Genomic DNA, 20,208 nt, shown 5'->3' on the forward strand with positions numbered 1-20,208 from the left:
CAGTTAAAAGTTAACATTAAGGCCCACTACATAAGTTCTGGCCCTTGGATACGCCGCGTAATCAACGCCTGAGGTAGTTGGATCAGAGCGCCGGGTGTTGGCGTCCGGATCGTAGCCCGTATACCCGGTAATGGTAGCCAGGTTGTTGGCTGTTATGTAGGCCCGCAGGCTGCTGATCCCGATCCTTGAGAGCAGGCTTTTAGGAAAATTGTAACCCAGCGTTACGTTGTTGATCCTGATATAAGATCCGTTTTCTACGGCGTAGCTCTGCGAGTAGAAACCGTTTACGCTGGAAGAGGGAAACCACAGGCTGGCGCCGCGGTTAATGCCACTCAACGTTGAAGAATCCGCGCCAACAATAATGGTATTACCGCCTGAGCTCACTGTACGCTGGATCAGCCGGCCTTTATCATCCACCATTTTCCAACGGCCGTTGGCGCTGGTAAGCAGGTTCACTTCTGAACCATAGGCGCTACCGTATTCCAGTTTATTGGCATTAAATACCTGGTTGCCGTATACGAAATTGACGAATACGTTGAGATCGAAATTCTTATAGCGCAATGTTTGATTAAGGCCACCGTAGAATTTTGGTTGCGAACGGCCGATGATGGCGCGGTCATTATCCGCATCTACCACGTTATCGCCATTCAGGTCCTTAAACTTGGGGGATCCCGGTTGCAGCGGGTCTGCGAGTATCTTGGCGTTTGACGCAACGTTCTTTTTTAAAGTATACTGCGTAGTGAGGCCGGGATTCAGCGGATCGCTATAGGGCGCCGTTGTAAAATCGTCGAGGGTGTAGAAACCGTCGTTTATATAACCATACATGGTACCTACCTCCTCGCCTACTTTCAGGATATAGTCCGCGGGAAAATTGCTGCCACTGAACCAACCTGAATTACGCAGGATGATGTTATTGCCCCCCAGGCTGGTGATACGGTTTTTGTTGAAGGAGATATTAAAGCTAGCCGAATAATTGATATCCTGTTTCCTGATGATATCCGCCGACAGCTGCAGTTCGATGCCTTTATTGCTGGTGGCGCCGATGTTCTGGAACTGGGTAATGTACCCGGTTGAAGAAGGGATGGCCTGGTTTAGCAACAGGTTTTCTGAGCTATTATAATAGAGGTCTGCTGTTAAACTGATCCTGTCATGAAATGCGGCCAGGTCAAAACCCAGGTTACGGGCGATCTGCGATTCCCATTTCAGTTTTTCATTACCCAGGTTGGATGGGTTGTATACGCCGTTCAGCACACCATTCAGGCCATATCCTCCACTGGAAGGGCTTACGTACTGGGTGCGGTAAGAGAAGGGCGTGATACGGTTGTTGCCGGCAATACCGTATGAAAAACGGGCGCGCAGGTCATCTACCCATTTGCTTTCAAAGAAAGGTTCTCCGCTGATCCTCCAGGATACTATGCCAGAGGGGAAATATCCCCATTTGTTCTCTTCGCCAAATAAGGAAGAGCCATCTGCCCGCACAGTAATTTTTGCATAATACCGGTGATCGTAGTTATAGTCCATCGTTGAAAAAAACGAAGCCAGCGTAACGGGCACCTGTGAGCTGACAGGCTGCAACTGCGGATAAGCGGTGGTAGAAGCAGCCGCTAGTTGCAGGTTATTAAATGCCCTGTCTGCCGTAATGCCCAGCGGAAAATAGCGGATGGTCTGGCTATTGGCTGTATTTGTTGTTTTCTGGATCTCCTGTCCTACCAGTACAGAAAGGCTGTGCACGGACCCCCTCAATGATGGGTTGACATAAGACAACACATTTGAATTTACGATCTGTATAGACTGGTTGTTGCCCAGGGATACGACGGGTTGTTTGTTATAACTCTTGGCGTTGTTGGTGAGCGTATCGTCAAATGATCTGTTCTCTGTAGAAGTTACATTATAGGCCACCTGCGAACGGAAAGTCAATTTCTTCACCAGCTCTACGGAAAAGTATCCATTCAGATTTAACTGGTTGATATATCTCTTCCGGACTTCCGCATTTGCCAGCAAAATGGGGTTGAGTATATTAAAGCCGTTGCCCGCGTTGTTGAGATCGAGCGTAGGATCGTAGGTATCCTCTTCCTCGCCGGGCAGTATCACCGGTTTATACCTGGTATATTGCCGGAGGCGGTTGGAGCCAGCGCCGCCTGCATCTGAAGTACCCGCGCCCAGGATCAGCTGGTTGGTATAGCGGGTGTTGAAGCCAAAGCGGAAGCGGCCTGTTGTTTTATGATCCAGCCTGAAGTTGAGGTTTTTCCGGTCGAGGCTGGAGTTGATCAAGATACCTTCCTGCTTTACCGCTGTGAGGCTGAGGTTATAAGTTGTTTGCTGGTTGCCGCCCGTAACGCTGACGTTATGGGAGGATTGCAGCGCATTAGCGCCCATGGTCCTATCCTGCCAGTCAAAACCTTCTCCATAGGCAGCGATGGTATCAAAATTGGTGGGGATACGGATGTAGCGTTTTAATAGCGCCGGCGGTATCTCCGCGCCACCAGGCACGTTCGTACTGGTAGTTCACGAAATCGTGCGCATTCATCATGTCTATCTTTTTTGCCAGCTTTTGTATGCCATAGAACATGTTGTAAGAGACGATAGTGCGGCCGTTGGTGTTACGTCCGCCTTTGGTGGTGATCACCACTACGCCGTTAGCGCCCCTGGACCCGTAGATGGCGGTGGAGGCCGCATCCTTCAATACGTTGATCGACTCTATATCCTGTGGATTGAGGACGGTCAATGCATTATCCATGGGGATACCGTCCACCACATACAAAGGCTCGCTGCTTTGGGTGATAGAGCCCCTGCCGCGTATATTAATGACCGGATCTGCGCCCGGCGCGCCCTCAGACATGGTGATCTGTACGCCGGCCAGTCTTCCCTGCAATACTTCCGCCGCGTTATTGAGCGGATTTGTTTTCAGATCTGCAGCTGTTACGCCGGAGGAAGCCGCGAGCAGATCGCCTTTCGGGTATTGCTGATATCCTATAATAACAATATCATCCAGTTTGGAGGATTGTGGAACAATGTTGGCCACCAGGGAAGTGGTGGTATTGGGGCGGATGGAATATCCTTCCATTACTTTTCCTGCGAAACCTATGCTGCTGAATGTAAACCGGTAAGCATCACCGGCGGGGAGACGGGGGAATACAAAGATGCCGGCGGTGTCTGTTTGTGTGCCGGTCTTAAAATTCGTTTGGCCATTCACAGCCATTACGGAAACCCCTGGAACGGGTTTACCATTTTCGTCCCTAACCATCCCCTTTACGGTACCGTAGTTAGTTTGTCCCATTACTACTGACGGGCATAGGCCGCAAAATATCAGTGCAGCACAAATGCCTGCAATCAATTTTGTCATATTGAAGCAATCTGGTATTAAGAAATAAGGTTTAATAAAGGGTAAGTGGCTACCTCTTTTTTGCTACGTAATAGTGGTTGTCAGACCCGGTGGTTATTTCCAGATCGTTCAACAGCGCAATTGTGTTTAATACATAATCGATGGAATCTCCTGGCCCAAAACGGCCGATAAAAAATAGCTTTTCTAACGTGGTCTTATGATAATGAATATGAACGCCATACAATACTTCCAGGGTAGTGAATACGTCCGCCAATGGCTGGTTGGTAAATTCATACCAACCGGTGGGCTGTACGGTGAGCATTTCCCCTTTTCTTTTCTTTCCGACTACGACCTGTTTGTGCTGGCCCTGCAGAAACCAGGTGACCTGTGGCGCATCATAAGCCGGCGAAATGGTCAGTTCCTGTCCCGGTAACAGGAAGCTGTCAAAATCGCGCGTTCTATGCTCTCCTTTCCCTCTGACCGGCCTTACCACTACTTTCCCTTCATATAAGCGTACATTTACCTGTTTGGCCGTCCGCTGCTCCTTTACGGAGAAAACGGTACCCAGCGCCTGTACGGAGAGGTTGTTGCAGTAGGCGATGAACGGCCTTTTGGGGTCTTGCGCCACATGAAATACGATCTCGCCTTCTACCTGTACCTGTCTTGCGGTATCCCACTGCGGAAGGCTGAGGCGGATGACGCTGTGGGGCAGCAGTTTAACGATGGTGCCATCTGACAAGGTACGGTCTATTGACGTGTCGCTATCATTCCTGATGATGACACTGTCAGCAGGCAGTCTGGCGGCCAGCTGGTGATCCGGCTTTTTGCCCGGTAAAAAAAACCAGAGGCTGCCTAACAGCAGGCAAACTGCAGCGGCGATACTGGATCCCCAATGTAAAACCGGCGTTTTTTTAGACGTGCTGCGGGAGAGCTCATTCCACATAACGTCCCAGCCCTCCCGGGGCAGCTCCGCCCCCGGTTCGTTTATCCAGTCGCTTTCCTTATAGTACCGCTCAGCCTCGTGAGGATGCTGTTTTAGCCAGTCAGCGACCAGCTTTGCCTCTTCTTCGTTGCATTCCCGGCCAAAAAACTTCCGGACCAGTTCATCATCAATATGCATAGAAACGCCGTTATAAGTAAATACGCGCGAGTATGAAAAATACCTCCGCCTGTTTTAAAAAAAGTTAGAAAAAAATTGGAGAGAGCAGTAAAATGATCATTATCACCATCTTTTTAATGAGGCGCATGGCTTTCGAGATGTGGTTATCCACGGATTTGACGGTAATGGACAGGTGCGCGGCTATTTCGGAATATGACAATCCATGAAAGCGGTGGAGCTCAAATACTTTTTTACGCATGCGGGGCATGGCGTCCAGGACAGTATATACCTGCTGCCGGATGTCGAAGTCCTCGGAGATATAACAAACTTTTTCCTTTTGGGAGGCGCTTTTCCTTTTTATTTCTGTTTGCTGCTTGCGCAGGTAATCTATAAATACGGTCCTGGAAATACTGAAGATATGCTGTTCAATGGAGAACTCCTCATCGAGGGTATGGCGGTATTGCCAGAGTTTTAGAAAAGTCAGCTGCACCAGGTCGCGCGCATCTTCCTGGCATTGTGTTTTACGCAGGAAAAACCCGTACAGCCTGTGCCGGAGCAGTAAGAAAGCCTGCTCATACGCAAAGTGATCCCCTTTCTTTATTGCGCCAATCATAACGTTCGCTTTTTATAATCGTGGAAACAGGAAACATGCAGAAGGGAGCGGCCCGGCGCAAGCATAATCCGATGTTTTGGCGCTCATTCTTTACATGCAACACGTAACATATTTACGCATTAATCGGGATTTCGTTTACAAAAATTACGCAAACGTTCCCGAAATGCGAACGGTTATGATCAGCAGTAAGGTGTTGTTATTATTACTTCATGTACTTGTGTATAAAGGTTATAAACACATCATAATCTCCTGGCAGTACGGCATGTCCGCCGGCGTGCATATAGTATCCCAGCGGGTGCAGCAGGCTGGTATCACCGGCTGCAGGCATCACGTCTGTACCCGGGCCTTGTTTACCGAAAAGACGGTACACTGGTTCTGCGGCTACGGCGGCCAGGAACTCGCCTTTAGGATCAGACCAGTAATCGGTATTACCTGTTTGCAGCAACAGGGGGCGTGGCGCCACGAGGGAGATGAGCATATGGCCATCCATTGGGAGGCTGCTCACCTTATCGCTATAGCCGTGGTAGTTAGGCGCAAACTGATAAAAGTAGCGGGAGGTATCTGTGATATGTTTTACGGTTTCGCCATAGTTGCGGCGGCTTAATGCAGCGCCGCCTTCGCCGGAGATGCTGGCAATCACGAGGGCGAAGCGCGTATCGTGCGCGCCTGTCCACAGGGCCGTTTTCCCCAGGCGGGAGGCGCCTGTTACGGCTATACGGCGGTCATCCACTGATCTATCTGTTTGCAGGTAGTCCATGGCCCGGCTGAGGCCCCAAGCCCAGGCGGATATGGCGCCCCATTCATCATCTGCCGGTTGTTCCGCGCCAGGTTTGAGGTACAGGCCGCGGATACCATACCGGATACCTTCTTTGAAATCCGGTTCTATATCACCATAATATACTGTTGCGATGCCGATACCGTTAGCGATAAAACGCTCTACCGGCAGTGTGGCGGGCCTGGTTTTTACGGCGGGCACCTTATGCCCGGTCTTATCCCACATAAAGCCTGGTTTTACGCCAGGATCTTCTACCGCCAGGGAGTTGGGGAAAAATGAGACCTGGAGCAATAACGGCGAGGGCTTTACGGCTTTTGCAGGCAGGTAGATCAACAGGTCCATTTTATGCAGGGTATCTTTTGAGAGGTAGATAGTGACCTGTTTACGGATAGCTGCGCCGCCGAATACGGGCGTGCCTTTATCAAATACTTCGAAGCGCATACCGGCGGGTTTGCCGGGGGCTTTGCCAAACTGTAACGCTTCAAACATCTTTACAATTTCTGGCCGGCGTTTATGCAGCCAGGCGTCAGTATCGGTCACCTTAGTGCCATCCTGTGCGGTTAAGGGATCAGGCAGGGAGTAGGCGCCTACCTGCTGCTCATCGTAGTTTACGGGAATGCCGGCTACCACGGCAGGCGGCGTTTGTGCCTGGCCGTATGTGTGCAATTGGATAAGGGTAAGCAGGCAGCCTATGATATAATAGCGTTTCATCTTCCAGTATTTTTTATTGTAGTTGTGTTGTTATGATGGTTACGGGACCCAGGAGACCTGCCTCCTGCAGCTTGTAGGGGCGGCCGAAGGAACGTGGCGAGGATGCCAGTATTTTTTTGCCCGGCTGCGCCAGCCCATCCCCTACCAGGCGGTTGGTCCATTCATTGGTGACCCTGATCTCCAGCCGGTTTGCGCCGGGTTTTAGCACGCCTGTTATGTTGGCGCGGTAGGGCGGTTTCCAAAGGGTATCCAAGGGCTTATCGTTCAGATAGACCTGGGCAATATCTGCCACTTTGCCAAGGTCGAGCATGAGCGTTTTACCGGCTGCTGATAAGTCCTTGCTCACTTCGAATTGCTTATGGTAAACGGCTGTGCCGGAGAAATATTTTATGCCTTCATCCGGATGTGTTGTCCAGGGTATTAGCTTTTCGAAACGGGCTTTTTCCGGCGCGCCGGAGCCGGGAGCAAAACTTATGTCCCAGGGCCCTTCCAGGGTGGTTAGGGTTTGTGTGGCGGTTTGCGGCAGGTTGCGAGCGGTAGCGGTTGTTGGTTTGTCAAATACTACGAATACGGCTTCCCGCTCTTCCAGGTGCATGGGTATGGTAGTGAAGTCCTCGTCCATCTGGTAGGCGGCGGGTGCTGTATGCCCGTTATCCGGCGTCCAGTATTCCGGTTCGCGGCCGCTTATGCGGAACCTGAGCTGTAAGTCGCGGGGGGCATCTGTGTTGTTTGATATAAAATAGAGATCCTTATCGCCATCGCGGCGGTGGATCCAGGACAGGCGGGTATCCAGCGGTTTGCTATAGCTAACATCCGGCGCGGTGTGTAATGAATCCAGTACGCCATTCAAGGGCATGCCCCATATTACGCGGCCTTTACCGCAGGTGCGCATGGTCCTGCTTACGCCATCCAGATCGCCCCAGATATCGTTGGCCAGCCGGCTGATCTCTTCATCTGCTGCGGGGTAAGCAGATCTGCCGGGCGCCTGTGTTGGCCGGGGACCAACTACGGTAGCGCCGCTATCCACCAACGCTTTTATGCGGCGTAATACATGGGTGGTCATCTGTTGGGTAGCCGGCAGTATCAGCATGGCATAACTCATACCATCCGGCAGGGTAAGCCTGCCCGCCGCATTTACTGACATACGGCTTACCAGTGCGTCTGCATTAATATAGTCGTAAGCGTACCCTTCCGGTACTGAAGGTTGCAGGCCTGCGCCCCAGAAAGGCATGGTGGAAGGCGCGCCTTCGTTCAGCAGGTAAACAAGATCTGCCACATACTGTCCCTGTTGCAAGAGGTAAGCGATGCGGGAAAGATAAGTAGTGAAAGGTTTTGCCAGCTCTGCCCAGGTGATGTTGCGGTTGATATGTGTGCCTACCATGGTATTACCCGGTTTGGTATCCAGCGGCTGGTGTGCTGATGTGTGGAAGACCAGGCGGTTGATCCCCTGGGTGAACCAATAGTCACTTATTTTTTTGAGGGTGTAGGGAGATTCATAATTGCCGCCGGTGAATGCTTCCGCCGCTACCAGGTTTTTCCCGTACACGTGCGCAGCAGAGGCGGCGCCTCTTACATCCTGGTAGTACATGGATGAGGGGTGCAAATCGCGGACCCAGAACTCGCCCATGGGAATGTCTACATATTTTTTATTCAGCAGGGCGTCTTCCATGGATTCCAATGATACGCCGCCCGCCTCTCCGTAGGTGTGGATGCCTTGTTGATGGAGGAAGTCCGTGACTGTACCATAGTGCTCCTCTGCGAACAGATCTACCAGCGTACGGCGGAAGTCCCACAGGACGCGGTCGCTTTCTGTGGCGCTGTTGACCACATGGCCCGCCAGTGCTGGCAGGAATGGGAGCAGGTCGTAGCCGCGACGGCGCTGGAACTCTGCCGGCATTTCATCTGTCCAGTTCTGGATACCAGCCTCCCAGCTATCCATGATCATATATTGCAGGCTTGTGCCGTAGAGCGGTCCCAGGGCACGCATCAGCGGGGCAGTGTACTGTTGCATATAGGCTGTTACATGTTTGCGGCTTAGCTTATCCACTTCATATCCCAGTCCGGCGGGAACGGCGGGCCTGTTCTTAGCGCCGGTCAATGAATAGCCGAAGCGCATGACGGTCCAGTTACCTTTTGGTACGTTCCATTGCAGCGTACCGTCCGCCGACATTTTGGGTGTCAGCACGATGATATCGGAGGCTTTGATGACGGTATTTGCAGGCACGGCAGGTGTAGCGGTGGACTCATATTCGAAGAGGAAGTTAAACCCGGCTTTATCTTCCCAGCGGTGTATGCGTGCGCCGGTATGCAGTTGCAGCTCACTGAGGAGATAGGCGCTATCCGGCAGTGTAGTAACCTGGGAGATGACCTCTGCCGGTTTAAAGGGCGCGCCGGTAAATTCGAAACGGTAGTAGCGGGCCTGTGTTTCCGGGAAGGCAAATGTTCTTACTGTACCGCCCCGGTATCCCTGTTTGCCGGGCAGCTCTGCCAATACCTTAAATGTGGCGCCGTCATCGCTGGCCAGCAGGCGGCCGGCGGGAATACCTTTACGGCCGGCAATGGTAGCTGCCCTTGCGCTGAAGGGATGGTCATAGGTAAACTGGATCCATACCGGCCCGGGTTTGCCTGCGGGCCTAACGGTAATGAATGAATTAAGATCATCATCCAGTAATGGGCCAGCATCCAGTGTGCCTGTACCGGAGCTGATCTTTGGCTGTTCCGTATTGTTATTGTTTTCCGCCGGCGGTGTGGGAAAGGCAATAACGGCGCAATCCGCATAGTAACCATGGGCATTCGTATTGCCTGCGGACAGATTCCGGATAGGCCCGATATTGTCTGGCGGCAGCGGCAGTTTACCGGTGAAGGAGGTTCCACCGCGCAGCTTTGTTTCGCTCCATACGAGTTTCTTCATAGCCTGCTCCGGCTTTACCCAGGGGCCGCCGGTGAGGCTCCATCCGGCGGATGTGAACATGGTCATTTCGAGGCCAAGCCGTTTGGCCTCCGCCGCTGCGTATTGTACGGCATCTAACCATTCCGGAGAGCCGAACAGCGTTTTTTTGTCCATATCCTGGCCACCGCCTGACGCTACGTCAGAGAGTTGCATGCCCGCGATACCGGCACGTTTCATCCATTCCAGGTCTTTTGTGATACCTTCTTTGGATATGTTGCTTTGTGTCCAGTGCCACCAGGTGCGCGGCATAGCGGAGGCAGGTGGATGCAGGAATGCTTCCTTTGTCTGCGCCTGTGCGGCAACGGAGATGATCAGTAATAATATCAGCCTGTATGATAGTTTCGACATTTTATATGAATTAGTCTTTAATAGGGTCTTTGCTGTTTACGCATTATGTTATCCCTTTTTCCAGGCTAACAAGCAATGAATGGCGGCCGTTAATACCCTGTGTTCTGGATGATCTTACCCGGGTTAAGGTTTACCTGGTACCGCGGCACGGGAAATAAGAGCTCGTATTGCTCTACTGAGTTCCCTTTCCCGATCTCATCATCAGAGAGGTTGCTTTTAAAGTGTGCGTTCATGACGGTGATGAGCCGGCCTGTGCGCAGCAGGTCGAACCAGCGGTGTCCTTCGCAAGCCAGTTCCAGGCGGCGTTCTAATTCTATAGCGCTGCGCATAGCTGCCTGGTCTGTTTGCAGGTGCGTATCTGTTGTAAGCCCAGCCCGTTGCCGTACGGCTTGCAGGTAGGGGAATGCGGCGGTGGGGTTGCCCAGCTCATTCTGCACTTCCGCGTACATGAGGTCTATGTCTGCGTAACGTAGTACGATCCAGTCGTTCCCGGCATCCAGTTTGGTAGTCATACCGGCATCGAAGTATTTCCTGGTGAACACATAACTTCTGCGGGAGCCCTGTAAGCGCTTGTTCATCTGCAGGCGGAGATCATTGGCTGCATAAAGGGCGCTTAGTTCTTCTGTCATCAGAAAGGTACCGGTACCCCGCCGGAGGATGCCTGTGCCGATGTCTTCGTTGGCGAAGGCATCTTCCACGAAGGGGTTGCCCTGGGCGGGATCAAATCCACGGGCATACTGCACGGCGAAGATGACTTCTGCATTATTAGGGTTAGCCGCATCAAAAACACGGGCAAAATCCGGCAGCAGGTGGAAGCTGTTAGCGCCGGCGCCTACGGGGCTGGTAACCAGCTCCTGGAGCAAGGTATTGGCATCGGCGTACCTTTTTAAGGTGAGGTATACTTTGGCCAGCATGCCTTTAGCAGCCCAGCGGGTGGCGCGGCCTATATCCTGGTTATCCGCATACATGGCCGGCAGGTCCTGGGCCGCGGTCAGGTCTGTGATGATCTGCTCATAGACCTTATTCACCGGTTCCCGGCCGTAGGTGAATGCTTCTGCAGGCGTTTTCATGTCCTTCACTATCAGTGGCACATCACCATAAATACGTACCAGGTTAAAATACATCAAAGCACGCAGGAATTTTGCTTCATTTATATAGCGGGACTTTTTCTCATTGTCCATATCGATGTTACCGATATTATTCAGCACGAGGTTAGCGCGTGCGATGGTAGCGTAGGAGCTGTCCCAGGTAGCGCTGACGATCATATTATCCGCCACTACGTTGGATTCGTTGATGGTAATATGTGCGGATGAGTTATTGAACTTACTGTCATACACACCATCTGCCGCCAGATCGCCAAACACGAAATTATACCTGTAGGAGCCACGCAGAGAGTAATATGCATCATTGAGGACCTGCCGGATGCTTACTTCGTCTGTAAAGAAGTTATCTACCGCGGGGAGGTCTGTAGGATACCTGTCAAAATAGTCCTTACTACATGAGAGGACCAGGCAAGCAAAAAAACATACAATAGGTAACCAGGTCTTTTTCATTATATACGGATTAAGCTGATTAAAAAGTGATATTAACTGCCAGGGAAAGATTGCGGGATATGGGATAGGTGCCATTTTCCACGCCATTGTTAGTTGCATTGTCGCCAGCGCCGTTCCCCTGCGGGTTCTTAAAGCCGCCGTAGCTGGTAAAGGTGTAAATATTCTGCCCGGTAGCGTATACCCTTAGGCGTTGGATCTTCCACCGGCTGAGCATCCTGGCCGGGAAAGTATAACCAAGGGTAATGTTACGTATACGCAGGAAACTGCCGTTATCCAGGTAGCGGGTGCTGGCGGCGATATCTGAAGACAGGTTGGTGGTGCCCGCCCGGTGATACCTGCCGTTGCCGGGATCTGTTTCACTGCGCCATCTGCCCAGGGATTCCGCGGAGCCGTTCTCCAGCCAGCGGCTTAATGAAAGGGGCAGTTCCTGGCTGCGGTATACTTCTGCGCCATAAGCGCCATCCAGCAGGATGTTCAGATCAAAGTTCCCATAGGAGAAACTGTTGCCCAGGCCAAATACAAAATCCGGCTGGTAGTTGCCTGCATATACCTGGTCATCCGCGGTGATCCTTCCGTCCGGTTTGCCATTGGGGCCGGACACATCGCGGTAGCGCAGATCGCCGATGCCCTGAGAGCCCAGCTTAGGGTACTTTGACAGATCGTCTGCATTGTTAAACGTACCATCTACGATATAGAGGTAGAAATCACCCATAGGCCGGCCCACATAGTTGCGCACTACGCCCTGGTTGGCCAGCTGGTTCTGACGGGAGGCCAGGCTTACGATCTTGTTGCGGTTGAATGATATGTTGAAATTGGTATTCCAGTTGAAGGCAGACCTGATATTAGCGGTGTTAAGCGCTATTTCGAGGCCGCGGTTCTCTACGTTGCCTATATTCTGTATAACGGAGCTGGCCTTGCCGTTGATGCTGGGCAGATCAGCAGAGAGGATGATATTGCTGTTCCGTTTGTAGGCATCTATGGTGAGGCCTATACGTTCATCAAACAAGCCGATATCAATGCCGGCATCTGTTTGCCTGTTCTTCTCCCATCCCAGATCGAAGTTGGAAAAACCGCCGGGGCGGTATGCCACCACGGATGCATCTGCCGCGCCGAAGTTGTAGTACTCCCGTTGCATGGTAGCTATCCAGGGATAATAACCCGCCAGCTGGTCGTTGCCTGTTTCCCCATAGCTGGCCCTTATCTTCAAAGTAGAGATCACCGGATGATCCTGGAGGAAAGGCTCTTCTGAGATATTCCATCCGGCGGACACGGAGGGGAAGATACCTACCCTGTTATCCGGGCCAAAACGGCTGGAGCGGTCGCTCCGGAGGGAGGCGGACAGCAGGTATTTACTGTTGTAGTTATAATTGATCCTGCCGAAAACGGCGTCGAACACATATTCACTGTTGCCGGAAGTAGCTTTGGTGAGCACAGCGCCCTGTACATTCTTTACCTGCTGGTTCACAAAAGCCACCGGATTATCTTTATCTGTGCGGGGCTCTATCGTGACAAAGAAATCATTCTGCCGGGATACATCGTAGCCCAGCAGGGCGGTGAAATGGTGACCACTCTTTAATGAAAAATCGTAGGTAGCGGTGTTGGACCAGTACCAGTTTATTTTTGTAGTGTTGTTCCGGCGGGCCTTTATCTGGGCCAGGTTGGGCGTGGAGATGTTGCCGGTATTGCCATTGCCCCGGGCCAGGAAAGGCTCTACATACCATTCCTCTTTTTCATTCACCAGGCCAACGTTAAACCTTGTGGCCAGCTTAAGGCCTTTTAGCGGCGCATACTCCAGGTAGACATTACCGGTTTGCCGGAAGGTGTTAAAATAGTCTTTATTGGCATCCAGTTTTACCAGCGGGTTAGACAGCTCATCGTTGAAGATAGTCTTCATTTCCGGGTCCTGGGTGATGACGAAATAATCCCCATTGCTCCGCCATACGGGCAGGATGGGCGGCATGGTCAATGCTTCCGCTATGATACCGTCTACCCCGGTGGAGGTGTTGCCGCCGGTGGTTTGCTGTACACGGCGCTGGCTGAACGAAGGCTGGATATTGAAACCTACTTTCAGTTTGTCTGTAAGGTTGGCATCCAGTGCCGCGCGGATATTATACCGTTTCAGGAAGGTGTTTTTTAATGTACCCTGCTGATCTGTATAACCGCCGGAAATGGAAAATTGCACCCTTTCGCTTCCGCCAGAGGCGCTGAGCTGATAGTTCTGGTAAGGAGCGTTGCGGAAGATCACATCCTGCCAATCTGTGTTGGCCCAGCGTTCCGGCTGGTTGAGGAAACCAGGGATGGGCCTGTTCTGATAGGTAAGGCCTTCTTTTGCCATTTCGACGAACTGTTGTGCGTTCATCAGCTCGTACTTGTGCATCACTGTTTCGAAGCCAGAAGTAGCATCGAGGTTAAAGCGTGTTTTGCCGGCCTTGCCTCTTTTAGTGGTGACGATGATCACGCCATTGCCTGCCCGGGAGCCATAAATGGCAGCGGATGCCGCGTCCTTTAGTACGTCCATACTTTCTATATCCTGGGGTGGTAAGGCATTGAGCAATGAGGCATCATTGGTGGGGTAACCATCTATCACGTAGAGGGGACCGTTGCCGCTGGTAATGGAGCCATTACCGCGGATGCGGACATAAGGCGCTTCTCCCGGGGCGCCACTACCCTGTTGCAGGTATACGCCAGATACCTGGCCGACCAATGCCTGTGTTGCATTGGTCACGGGCAGGTCTGCGATCTTCTCTCCTTTTAATGTAGCGATGGCGGTTGTAACATCCCGCTTACTCTGCGTACCATAACCGACTACTACTACCTGGTTGAGGAGCTTTAGTTCCGCTTTCATTACTACTTCCAATGTGGTACGGCCGTTGATGGCGGTTTCCATCGTTTCGTAGCCTACGGATTTAAAGACAAGCGTATCGTTACCGCTACGCGCATTGAGGGAGAAATGCCCGTTCTCGTCCGTCGTAGTGGCCGTGTTGGTTGTTTTCACGATCACTACAATGCCGGGCAATGGCAGCCCCTGTGCATCTTTTACAATGCCAGATACCGGTTGTTGCTGCTGCACTGGCGGCGGCGATGATGGCGCGGTGACGGGCGATGGCGAAGGACCGGGATATTTGAGGATGATCGTATTGTTCACCACTTCGTATACCAGGCCATAAGGTTGCAGCAGCTTTTTTAATACTACCCGCAGCTCTTCATTACGGGCGGAGATCTGCACCTTCTCTGCAGCATCTACCCTCCCAGCAAAAACGAAGTTAACGCCGGAAACAGCGGACAGCTTATCCAATGCAAGATGGAGCGGTAAGTTGTTTAATGTTACCGTGATCTTTTTCTCCAGTACCTGGCTGTAAGTAGTTTTTGCCCATGCCAGGGACATGAAGAGCGCAATAAAGAGGCTGGTTAGCATACTAGTTTTCATAACAAGGGGGATATGACGCACCCGTACCTCGCACGCAGGCGATCTTTTTTTCATAACTTTGGAATTGAAAAGTTTTAGCAATGAAGTGTCCATTGCCTGTGGTGTGGAAATCCTGGCATGTACACTATTTTTATTATTACTTTTTATCCCGGCTTTATGCCGGGATCTTTGTTTTATGGCATTGGTCTTCTATTATCTGCATCCCGGGCCTGTTAGCCAATAAGCCCCATCTTTGTCACGGGACAGCTTACCGTTTAAGGAACGGGACACGAAATCAAGTATATCTTCTACTTTATCATCGCGGTTAAAATCAGCGAAGAGCTGGCAGTTCTTTAGGTTCTCCCGGTAGCTGATCTTTACGTTATACATATCGCTTAAAGCGGCGACCGCTTCCGGGAAAGGCGTATTGCGGAACCTGATCTTGCCTTCTTTCCAGGCGATGGCCAACGCGGGATCTGCAGTTGCCTTGCTGATGGTATGGGTGTTCTTTGTATAAATGGCTTCCTGTCCGGGGACGAGGAGCACGGGCGCTGCCTGGGTGGTTTGTACGCTCACTTTGCCGGTGACAACGGCGATCTTTATCCGCTCATCCCGCTCATAGGCGCGTATATTAAAGCTGGTACCGAGTACGCGGGTGATGGTGTTGCCGGCCTGGATAATGAATGGCGCTTGTTGCGGGGCCACGTCAAAGAAGGCTTCGCCGGTTAGGGTGATCTTCCGTTCGTTTGCCGCGAAGCGTTCCGGGTAGGTGATGGTGGTGCCTCTGTTTAGCACGACCTGTGTGCCGTCTGGCAGGCGGAGGCTGTCTGTACGGTTTGCGGGGGCTGCTTTTGTGAGCAGGTGCGTTTCTTCTCCTTTGTGGCGGGAGAATAGCAGCCAGGTTGCGAGGCTTATTAGTACCGCAATGCTGGCGGCGATGCGGGTTATGTTTATTATTTTGTTTTTCTTTTGGTTGATCTCGTTTGTAATTTTATTATGTAGCCGGGTTTTTATTTGATCTTGCTCTCCCATCAGGGCTGCGTTCCAGGCGGTGTTTGCCTGGTGGTCTTCGTAATATTGGAAGAGCGCGGCGATCTCGTCCCGGGAGGCGTGGCCGTCGAGGTATTTATTGATGAGTTGTTTTAGTTGATCCTGGTTCATAAGGGTGGTTACGGGTATATGTCGTATGAGAAGCGATTAACCCCCAAAGGGAGGGGATTTTTTTTTGTTTATGGATGGTTGGGGATTGTTGTGGATTTAAGGATCGTTGTGAAAATCTCCATGCCGGCAGGGTCCATTCGTGGGCTGCGCCTGCCGCGGGTTGGTTGATTAGGGAGTTGGCTGTAGGAGCCGCGCCAGCCAAGGCCCACGACTGAACCTGCCGGCAAGGCAGGTAGTACGTAAGGCGATAACTTTTCTTCGGTAGGACTGGTGTATATAAGCGTTCATTGGCTTATGGGATTGTTATGGAAAACCTCCATGCCGGCAGGGTCCATTCGTGGGCTGCGCCTGCCGCGGGTTGGCTGCGTACGGAGTTGGCTCTAGGAGCCGCGCCAGCCAAGGCCCACGACTGAACCTGCCGGCAAGGCAGGTAGTACGTAAGGCGATAACTTTTCTTCGGTAGGAATGGTGTATATAAGCGTTCATTGGCTTATGGGATTGTTATGGAAAACCTCCATGCCGGCAGGGTCCATTCGTGGGCTGCGCCTGCCGCGGGTTGGCTGTGTAGGGAGTTGGCTGTAGGAGCCGCGCCAGCCAAGGCCCACGACTGAACCTGCCGGCAAGGCAGTAGTACGTAAGGTGATAACTTTAGGCGGTAGGATAGTATACATACGAGATGCGGGTGGGGTGGTACTGATTGCAGATGATCATCTTAATAAAAGAGATAGGAGTATTACCGCGATATGGAGATAATGCTCCAATGAGGCGCGGAGGCGGCGGATGGCGATGGTGAGCTGGTTTTCGACGGTTTTGGGCGCTAAGCCCAGTAGTTGGGCGATCTCACGGGTAGACAGCTGGGCGTCACGGCTGAGGATGAAGATCTGCCGGCATTTTTCCGGGAGGGAGGCAATGTGGTGTTGGAGTAATTGTCTGAGCTCTTTTTCGGCCAGGCGGTCTTCTGTGGCATTGGCGGCAGCTTCTGGGGTTGTGGGCATAGGCCTGGCGCCGGGGTTCTCCCTTAATTTGCCAGCGCGGATGGCGTCGAATACTTTGTATCGTATGGCGGCGTAGAGGAAGGCATTGAGATGAGCTATTTCAAGGTTCTCCCTTTTGAGCCATAGCTGCACGAGCACTTCCTGCACGATGTCTTCCGCGGCTTCGCGGTTGTTGAGCAGGTTGAAAGCGGCGATGTAGAGCCTGGACCAGTACTTGTTGAATATGTTGTCGAACGCGGGCCGGTGACCGGCTTTGAGTAATCTGACCAGTTCTTCGTCGGTGATGGTGGAATTTATATTGTCCGGCATATCAAAACAATATTGATGGCGGCAACCGGTTGTTGGCCGGCTGCTGTCTTCTGGCTGTCCAATATAAACTATTTGGTAAAAAGGGGTGTCCTGTGGTGTCCTTGTCGGGGGTTGGGGTATGCTGCCGCATTCCTATACGGAGCGGGCGGCTTTACCTACTTTTTGCCGATACCTCAGCAGGCGGGGTCTTAGGCTTGCGGAAAACCTTGATCCTGGACAGTACCACGTTCTGGCCGGCATTCCATAGATCATAGTTAGTTTGCAGGTTCATCCAGAGCTCCGGGGTGGTATTGAACGCCTTTGCCAGGCGTAATGCCATTTCTGCGCTGATGCCCTGGCGCTCATTGAGTAACATGGATAATGTTTTGCGGGTAATGCCCAGGTTATCTGCGGCATCACCAATAGCAAGCCCTAAAGGCTCCATGTAGAGGTTTTTTAAGATCTTGCCCGGATGGCTGGGCGGCATTGCTTTTTTTAACATAATACGGCTTTTTAATGGTAATCAATATAATCAACCAGATAGGCTTTACCCTTTTCAAACCGGAAAATAATACGCCAATTAGTCTTGACGGTTACTGCCCAGTAATTATCCAGGTCTCCTTTAAGCGGATGCAGGCAGGAGCCGGGAAAAGCCATATCGCTCACTTTATCGGCTGCGTCGAGTAAACTTAGGATGTCTCTAATCTTTTCGACCTGATCGGCGGGCAGCCTGGAAGCATCGTTTTTTGTCCAGAGCCTTCTGAGGCCTCTGTGCTGTATGCTAACGATCATAATGTAAAGGTAACATGTAACGTTACAGGTTACAAATCTTTTTTTTTAGGGTGGTGTAATGATTGGTTTTTATTGTGGAGAAACAAAGCGGATGCGCAATATATAAATAATTGCAAAACAAGCAATAAAAAAATCATTGTCAACAGGATCATGTTTATGCCTGTCTGCATCATCCGTGAATAAGTGATACTGGTATTAAAAGAGAGGCAATACTATAAAGGGTATTTCTTTACGTGGCTAGCTATCATCCCTGGGGAAAGAATTGGGGCCGTTACAAAAAGGAAAAGGCGGTAAGAATACCGCCCAATTTCTTTTTAACCATATCCTATGAAAAACCTATAACAAAGGTATTACCTGGTTGATTTCCAATGTGAGGGGATTTCGTAAAACGTTCATTTTTCTCCGTGAGTGTATGGAATTGGCGGGTGTTAACCACCCCTTAACATCCATGTGGTTGTAAATCAATCAAATAAAAGGGTAAAATCTACTAAAACAAGTAGTAATTACGAGATAACGGGCGCGGCCATTTGACTGGGAGTCATCTATTTATGAAAGCCGCCGGGCAGCTTGTTTTCCTGCAACCGGGAGACTGGGGGGACGTATGGATCATTGTAGCTGCAGCAGATAGTCAACCTGATAAACGGTGTAACCTTCCACCAAAATAACTTCCCAGTTTTCCCGAAATTCCTGCATCTTGTGAAGATATCCAGTTATACACCGTGAAAACAACAGCAACCAACCCGGAAGCGCAGCAGCTTAAACGGGGATTACAGAACAGGCATATTCAACTGATCGCCCTGGGTGGGGCCATAGGCACCGGGTTGTTCCTGGGCATAGGACCTGCCGCCGTAATGGCCGGTCCGTCCGTTATTTTAGGCTACGCCATGGCTGGCCTGATCGCTTTCTTTATTATGCGGCAGCTAGGCGAGATGGTGGTAGAGGAACCGGTTTCCGGTAGTTTTAGTCATTTCGCCTATCGCTACTGGGGCAGCTTTGCCGGCTTTGCGGCAGGCTGGAACTACTGGGTGCTGTATATCCTGGTGAGCATGTCGGAACTAACGGCTATCGGTATCTATGTACATTTCTGGTGGCCGGAGATCCCCTTATGGTGCTCCAGCCTATTCTTTTTTATTGCCATCAATGCCTTAAACCTGAGCGCGGTGAAGGTATATGGAGAGGCGGAGTTCTGGTTCTCCATTATTAAGGTAGTGGCTATTATAGCCATGATCGTTTTTGGTATCTACCTGTTGCTGAGCGGCAGCGGCGGGGCACAGGCCAACGTAGGGAACCTGTGGAATGACGGCGGCTTTTTCCCTAAAGGCCTGTTGCAGGCAGATGGGAAAGGCGGTTACCAGGGATTGTTTGCCGCTATTGCGCTGATCATGTTCTCGTTTGGGGGGTTGGAGCTGATCGGGATCACGGCCGCAGAAGCCGACCAGCCGGAGCGTACCATTCCCAAAGCCACCAACCAGGTGATCTACCGGATCCTGATCTTTTATGTAGGCGCGCTGGTGATCCTTTTCTCCTTATCTCCCTGGAAACAGATCACGACCGATAGCAGCCCTTTTGTGATGGTATTTGAGAGCCTGAAAGGATTCCAATTCACATTCCTGGGGAAGACGGTCTATTTTACCAGCCTGATCGCGAATGTGCTGAACCTGATCGTATTGACAGCGGCGCTGTCTGTTTATAACAGCTGTGTATATAGTAACAGCCGGATGCTGTTTGGCCTGGCGGAACAGGGCAATGCGCCGGCTTTTCTCTCGAAGCTGAATAAGAACCATGTACCGGTGAAGGCGATATTGGTGTCCGGGCTGTTTGCCGCCATCTGTATCGTGGTGAACAAGCTGATACCGGAAAAGGCGCTGGAAGTGCTGATGTCGCTGGTGGTGTCTTCGCTGATCATTAACTGGCTGATGATCTCTGTGGTGCATCTGCGGTTTAAGAAAAACAAACAGGACGCGGGGATGCAGACTAAATTCCCTTCGTTTATTTACCCGGTGTCTAATTATATATGCCTGGTGTTCCTGTTGGGTATTCTGGCGCTGATGTGTATTACGGGTATGTGGTTGCCGGTGGCGCTGATCCCGGGATGGCTGGTGTTTTTGTATTTTTGTTATTGGATGGTGAAGCGGAGGCGTGTGGAGGTATAAATTATTTTAAAAGGCCCTGGTGCCAGGGCCTTTTTGTTTATG

Annotated in this window: 13 protein-coding genes; 1 reads left to right on the forward strand and 12 read right to left on the reverse strand. The window is 51.4% G+C overall.

Features of this window, described 5'->3' with window-relative positions:
• Nucleotides 1-3: 3 nt before the first annotated feature.
• The 12 genes from F0L74_RS27020 to F0L74_RS27075 form a co-directional block, all read right to left on the reverse strand.
• Entirely contained in the window at nucleotides 4-2,490 is a 2,487-nt protein-coding gene (locus F0L74_RS27020) for a SusC/RagA family TonB-linked outer membrane protein (protein ID WP_149841018.1), read from the reverse strand.
• On the reverse strand, nucleotides 2,423-3,343 hold the full coding sequence (locus F0L74_RS27025; protein ID WP_149841019.1) for a TonB-dependent receptor plug domain-containing protein: 921 nt from the start codon (nucleotides 3,341-3,343) through the stop codon (nucleotides 2,423-2,425). Before F0L74_RS27025 ends, F0L74_RS27020 begins: the two co-directional genes overlap by 68 nt.
• A 49-nt stretch (nucleotides 3,344-3,392) precedes the next feature.
• Complete coding sequence (locus tag F0L74_RS27030) at nucleotides 3,393-4,442, reverse strand: FecR family protein (RefSeq protein ID WP_149841020.1); 1,050 nt, start codon at nucleotides 4,440-4,442, stop codon at nucleotides 3,393-3,395.
• A gap of 64 nt (nucleotides 4,443-4,506) precedes the next feature.
• Nucleotides 4,507-5,034 carry an RNA polymerase sigma factor gene (locus tag F0L74_RS27035; RefSeq protein WP_149841021.1) on the reverse strand — a complete coding sequence of 176 codons (528 nt, stop codon included), beginning with the start codon at nucleotides 5,032-5,034 and terminating at the stop codon, nucleotides 4,507-4,509.
• A gap of 202 nt (nucleotides 5,035-5,236) precedes the next feature.
• A complete protein-coding gene (locus F0L74_RS27040; protein ID WP_149841022.1) occupies nucleotides 5,237-6,520 on the reverse strand; it encodes a glucuronyl esterase domain-containing protein in 1,284 nt (427 codons plus the stop codon).
• A gap of 13 nt (nucleotides 6,521-6,533) precedes the next feature.
• Entirely contained in the window at nucleotides 6,534-9,818 is a 3,285-nt protein-coding gene (locus F0L74_RS27045; RefSeq protein WP_149841023.1) for a glycosyl hydrolase, read from the reverse strand.
• 89 nt (nucleotides 9,819-9,907) lie between these two features.
• The gene (locus tag F0L74_RS27050) at nucleotides 9,908-11,371 is read right to left on the reverse strand and encodes a RagB/SusD family nutrient uptake outer membrane protein (protein ID WP_188316187.1); all 1,464 of its coding nucleotides are present in this window, start codon (nucleotides 11,369-11,371) and stop codon (nucleotides 9,908-9,910) included.
• Nucleotides 11,372-11,390: 19 nt separating this feature from the next.
• Nucleotides 11,391-14,798 carry a TonB-dependent receptor gene (locus tag F0L74_RS27055; RefSeq protein WP_188316188.1) on the reverse strand — a complete coding sequence of 1,136 codons (3,408 nt, stop codon included), beginning with the start codon at nucleotides 14,796-14,798 and terminating at the stop codon, nucleotides 11,391-11,393.
• 192 nt (nucleotides 14,799-14,990) lie between these two features.
• Entirely contained in the window at nucleotides 14,991-15,938 is a 948-nt protein-coding gene (locus tag F0L74_RS27060) for a FecR family protein (protein WP_149841026.1), read from the reverse strand.
• A 707-nt stretch (nucleotides 15,939-16,645) separates the two neighbouring features.
• Nucleotides 16,646-17,242, reverse strand: a complete 597-nt coding sequence (locus F0L74_RS27065; RefSeq protein WP_149841027.1) for an RNA polymerase sigma factor — start codon at nucleotides 17,240-17,242, stop codon at nucleotides 16,646-16,648.
• A 151-nt stretch (nucleotides 17,243-17,393) separates the two neighbouring features.
• A complete protein-coding gene (locus tag F0L74_RS27070) occupies nucleotides 17,394-17,723 on the reverse strand; it encodes a HigA family addiction module antitoxin (protein ID WP_149841028.1) in 330 nt (109 codons plus the stop codon).
• 11 nt (nucleotides 17,724-17,734) lie between these two features.
• Nucleotides 17,735-18,013 carry a type II toxin-antitoxin system RelE/ParE family toxin gene (locus F0L74_RS27075; RefSeq protein WP_149841029.1) on the reverse strand — a complete coding sequence of 93 codons (279 nt, stop codon included), beginning with the start codon at nucleotides 18,011-18,013 and terminating at the stop codon, nucleotides 17,735-17,737.
• A 719-nt stretch (nucleotides 18,014-18,732) separates the two neighbouring features.
• Between F0L74_RS27075 and F0L74_RS27080 the strand changes: the two genes are divergently transcribed.
• The gene (locus tag F0L74_RS27080; RefSeq protein ID WP_149841030.1) at nucleotides 18,733-20,166 is read left to right on the forward strand and encodes an amino acid permease; all 1,434 of its coding nucleotides are present in this window, start codon (nucleotides 18,733-18,735) and stop codon (nucleotides 20,164-20,166) included.
• The last annotated feature ends 42 nt before the right edge of the window (nucleotides 20,167-20,208 follow it).

It is taken from the genome of Chitinophaga agrisoli, from assembly GCF_008386695.1.
Taxonomy (GTDB): Bacteria; Bacteroidota; Bacteroidia; order Chitinophagales; family Chitinophagaceae; genus Chitinophaga; species Chitinophaga agrisoli.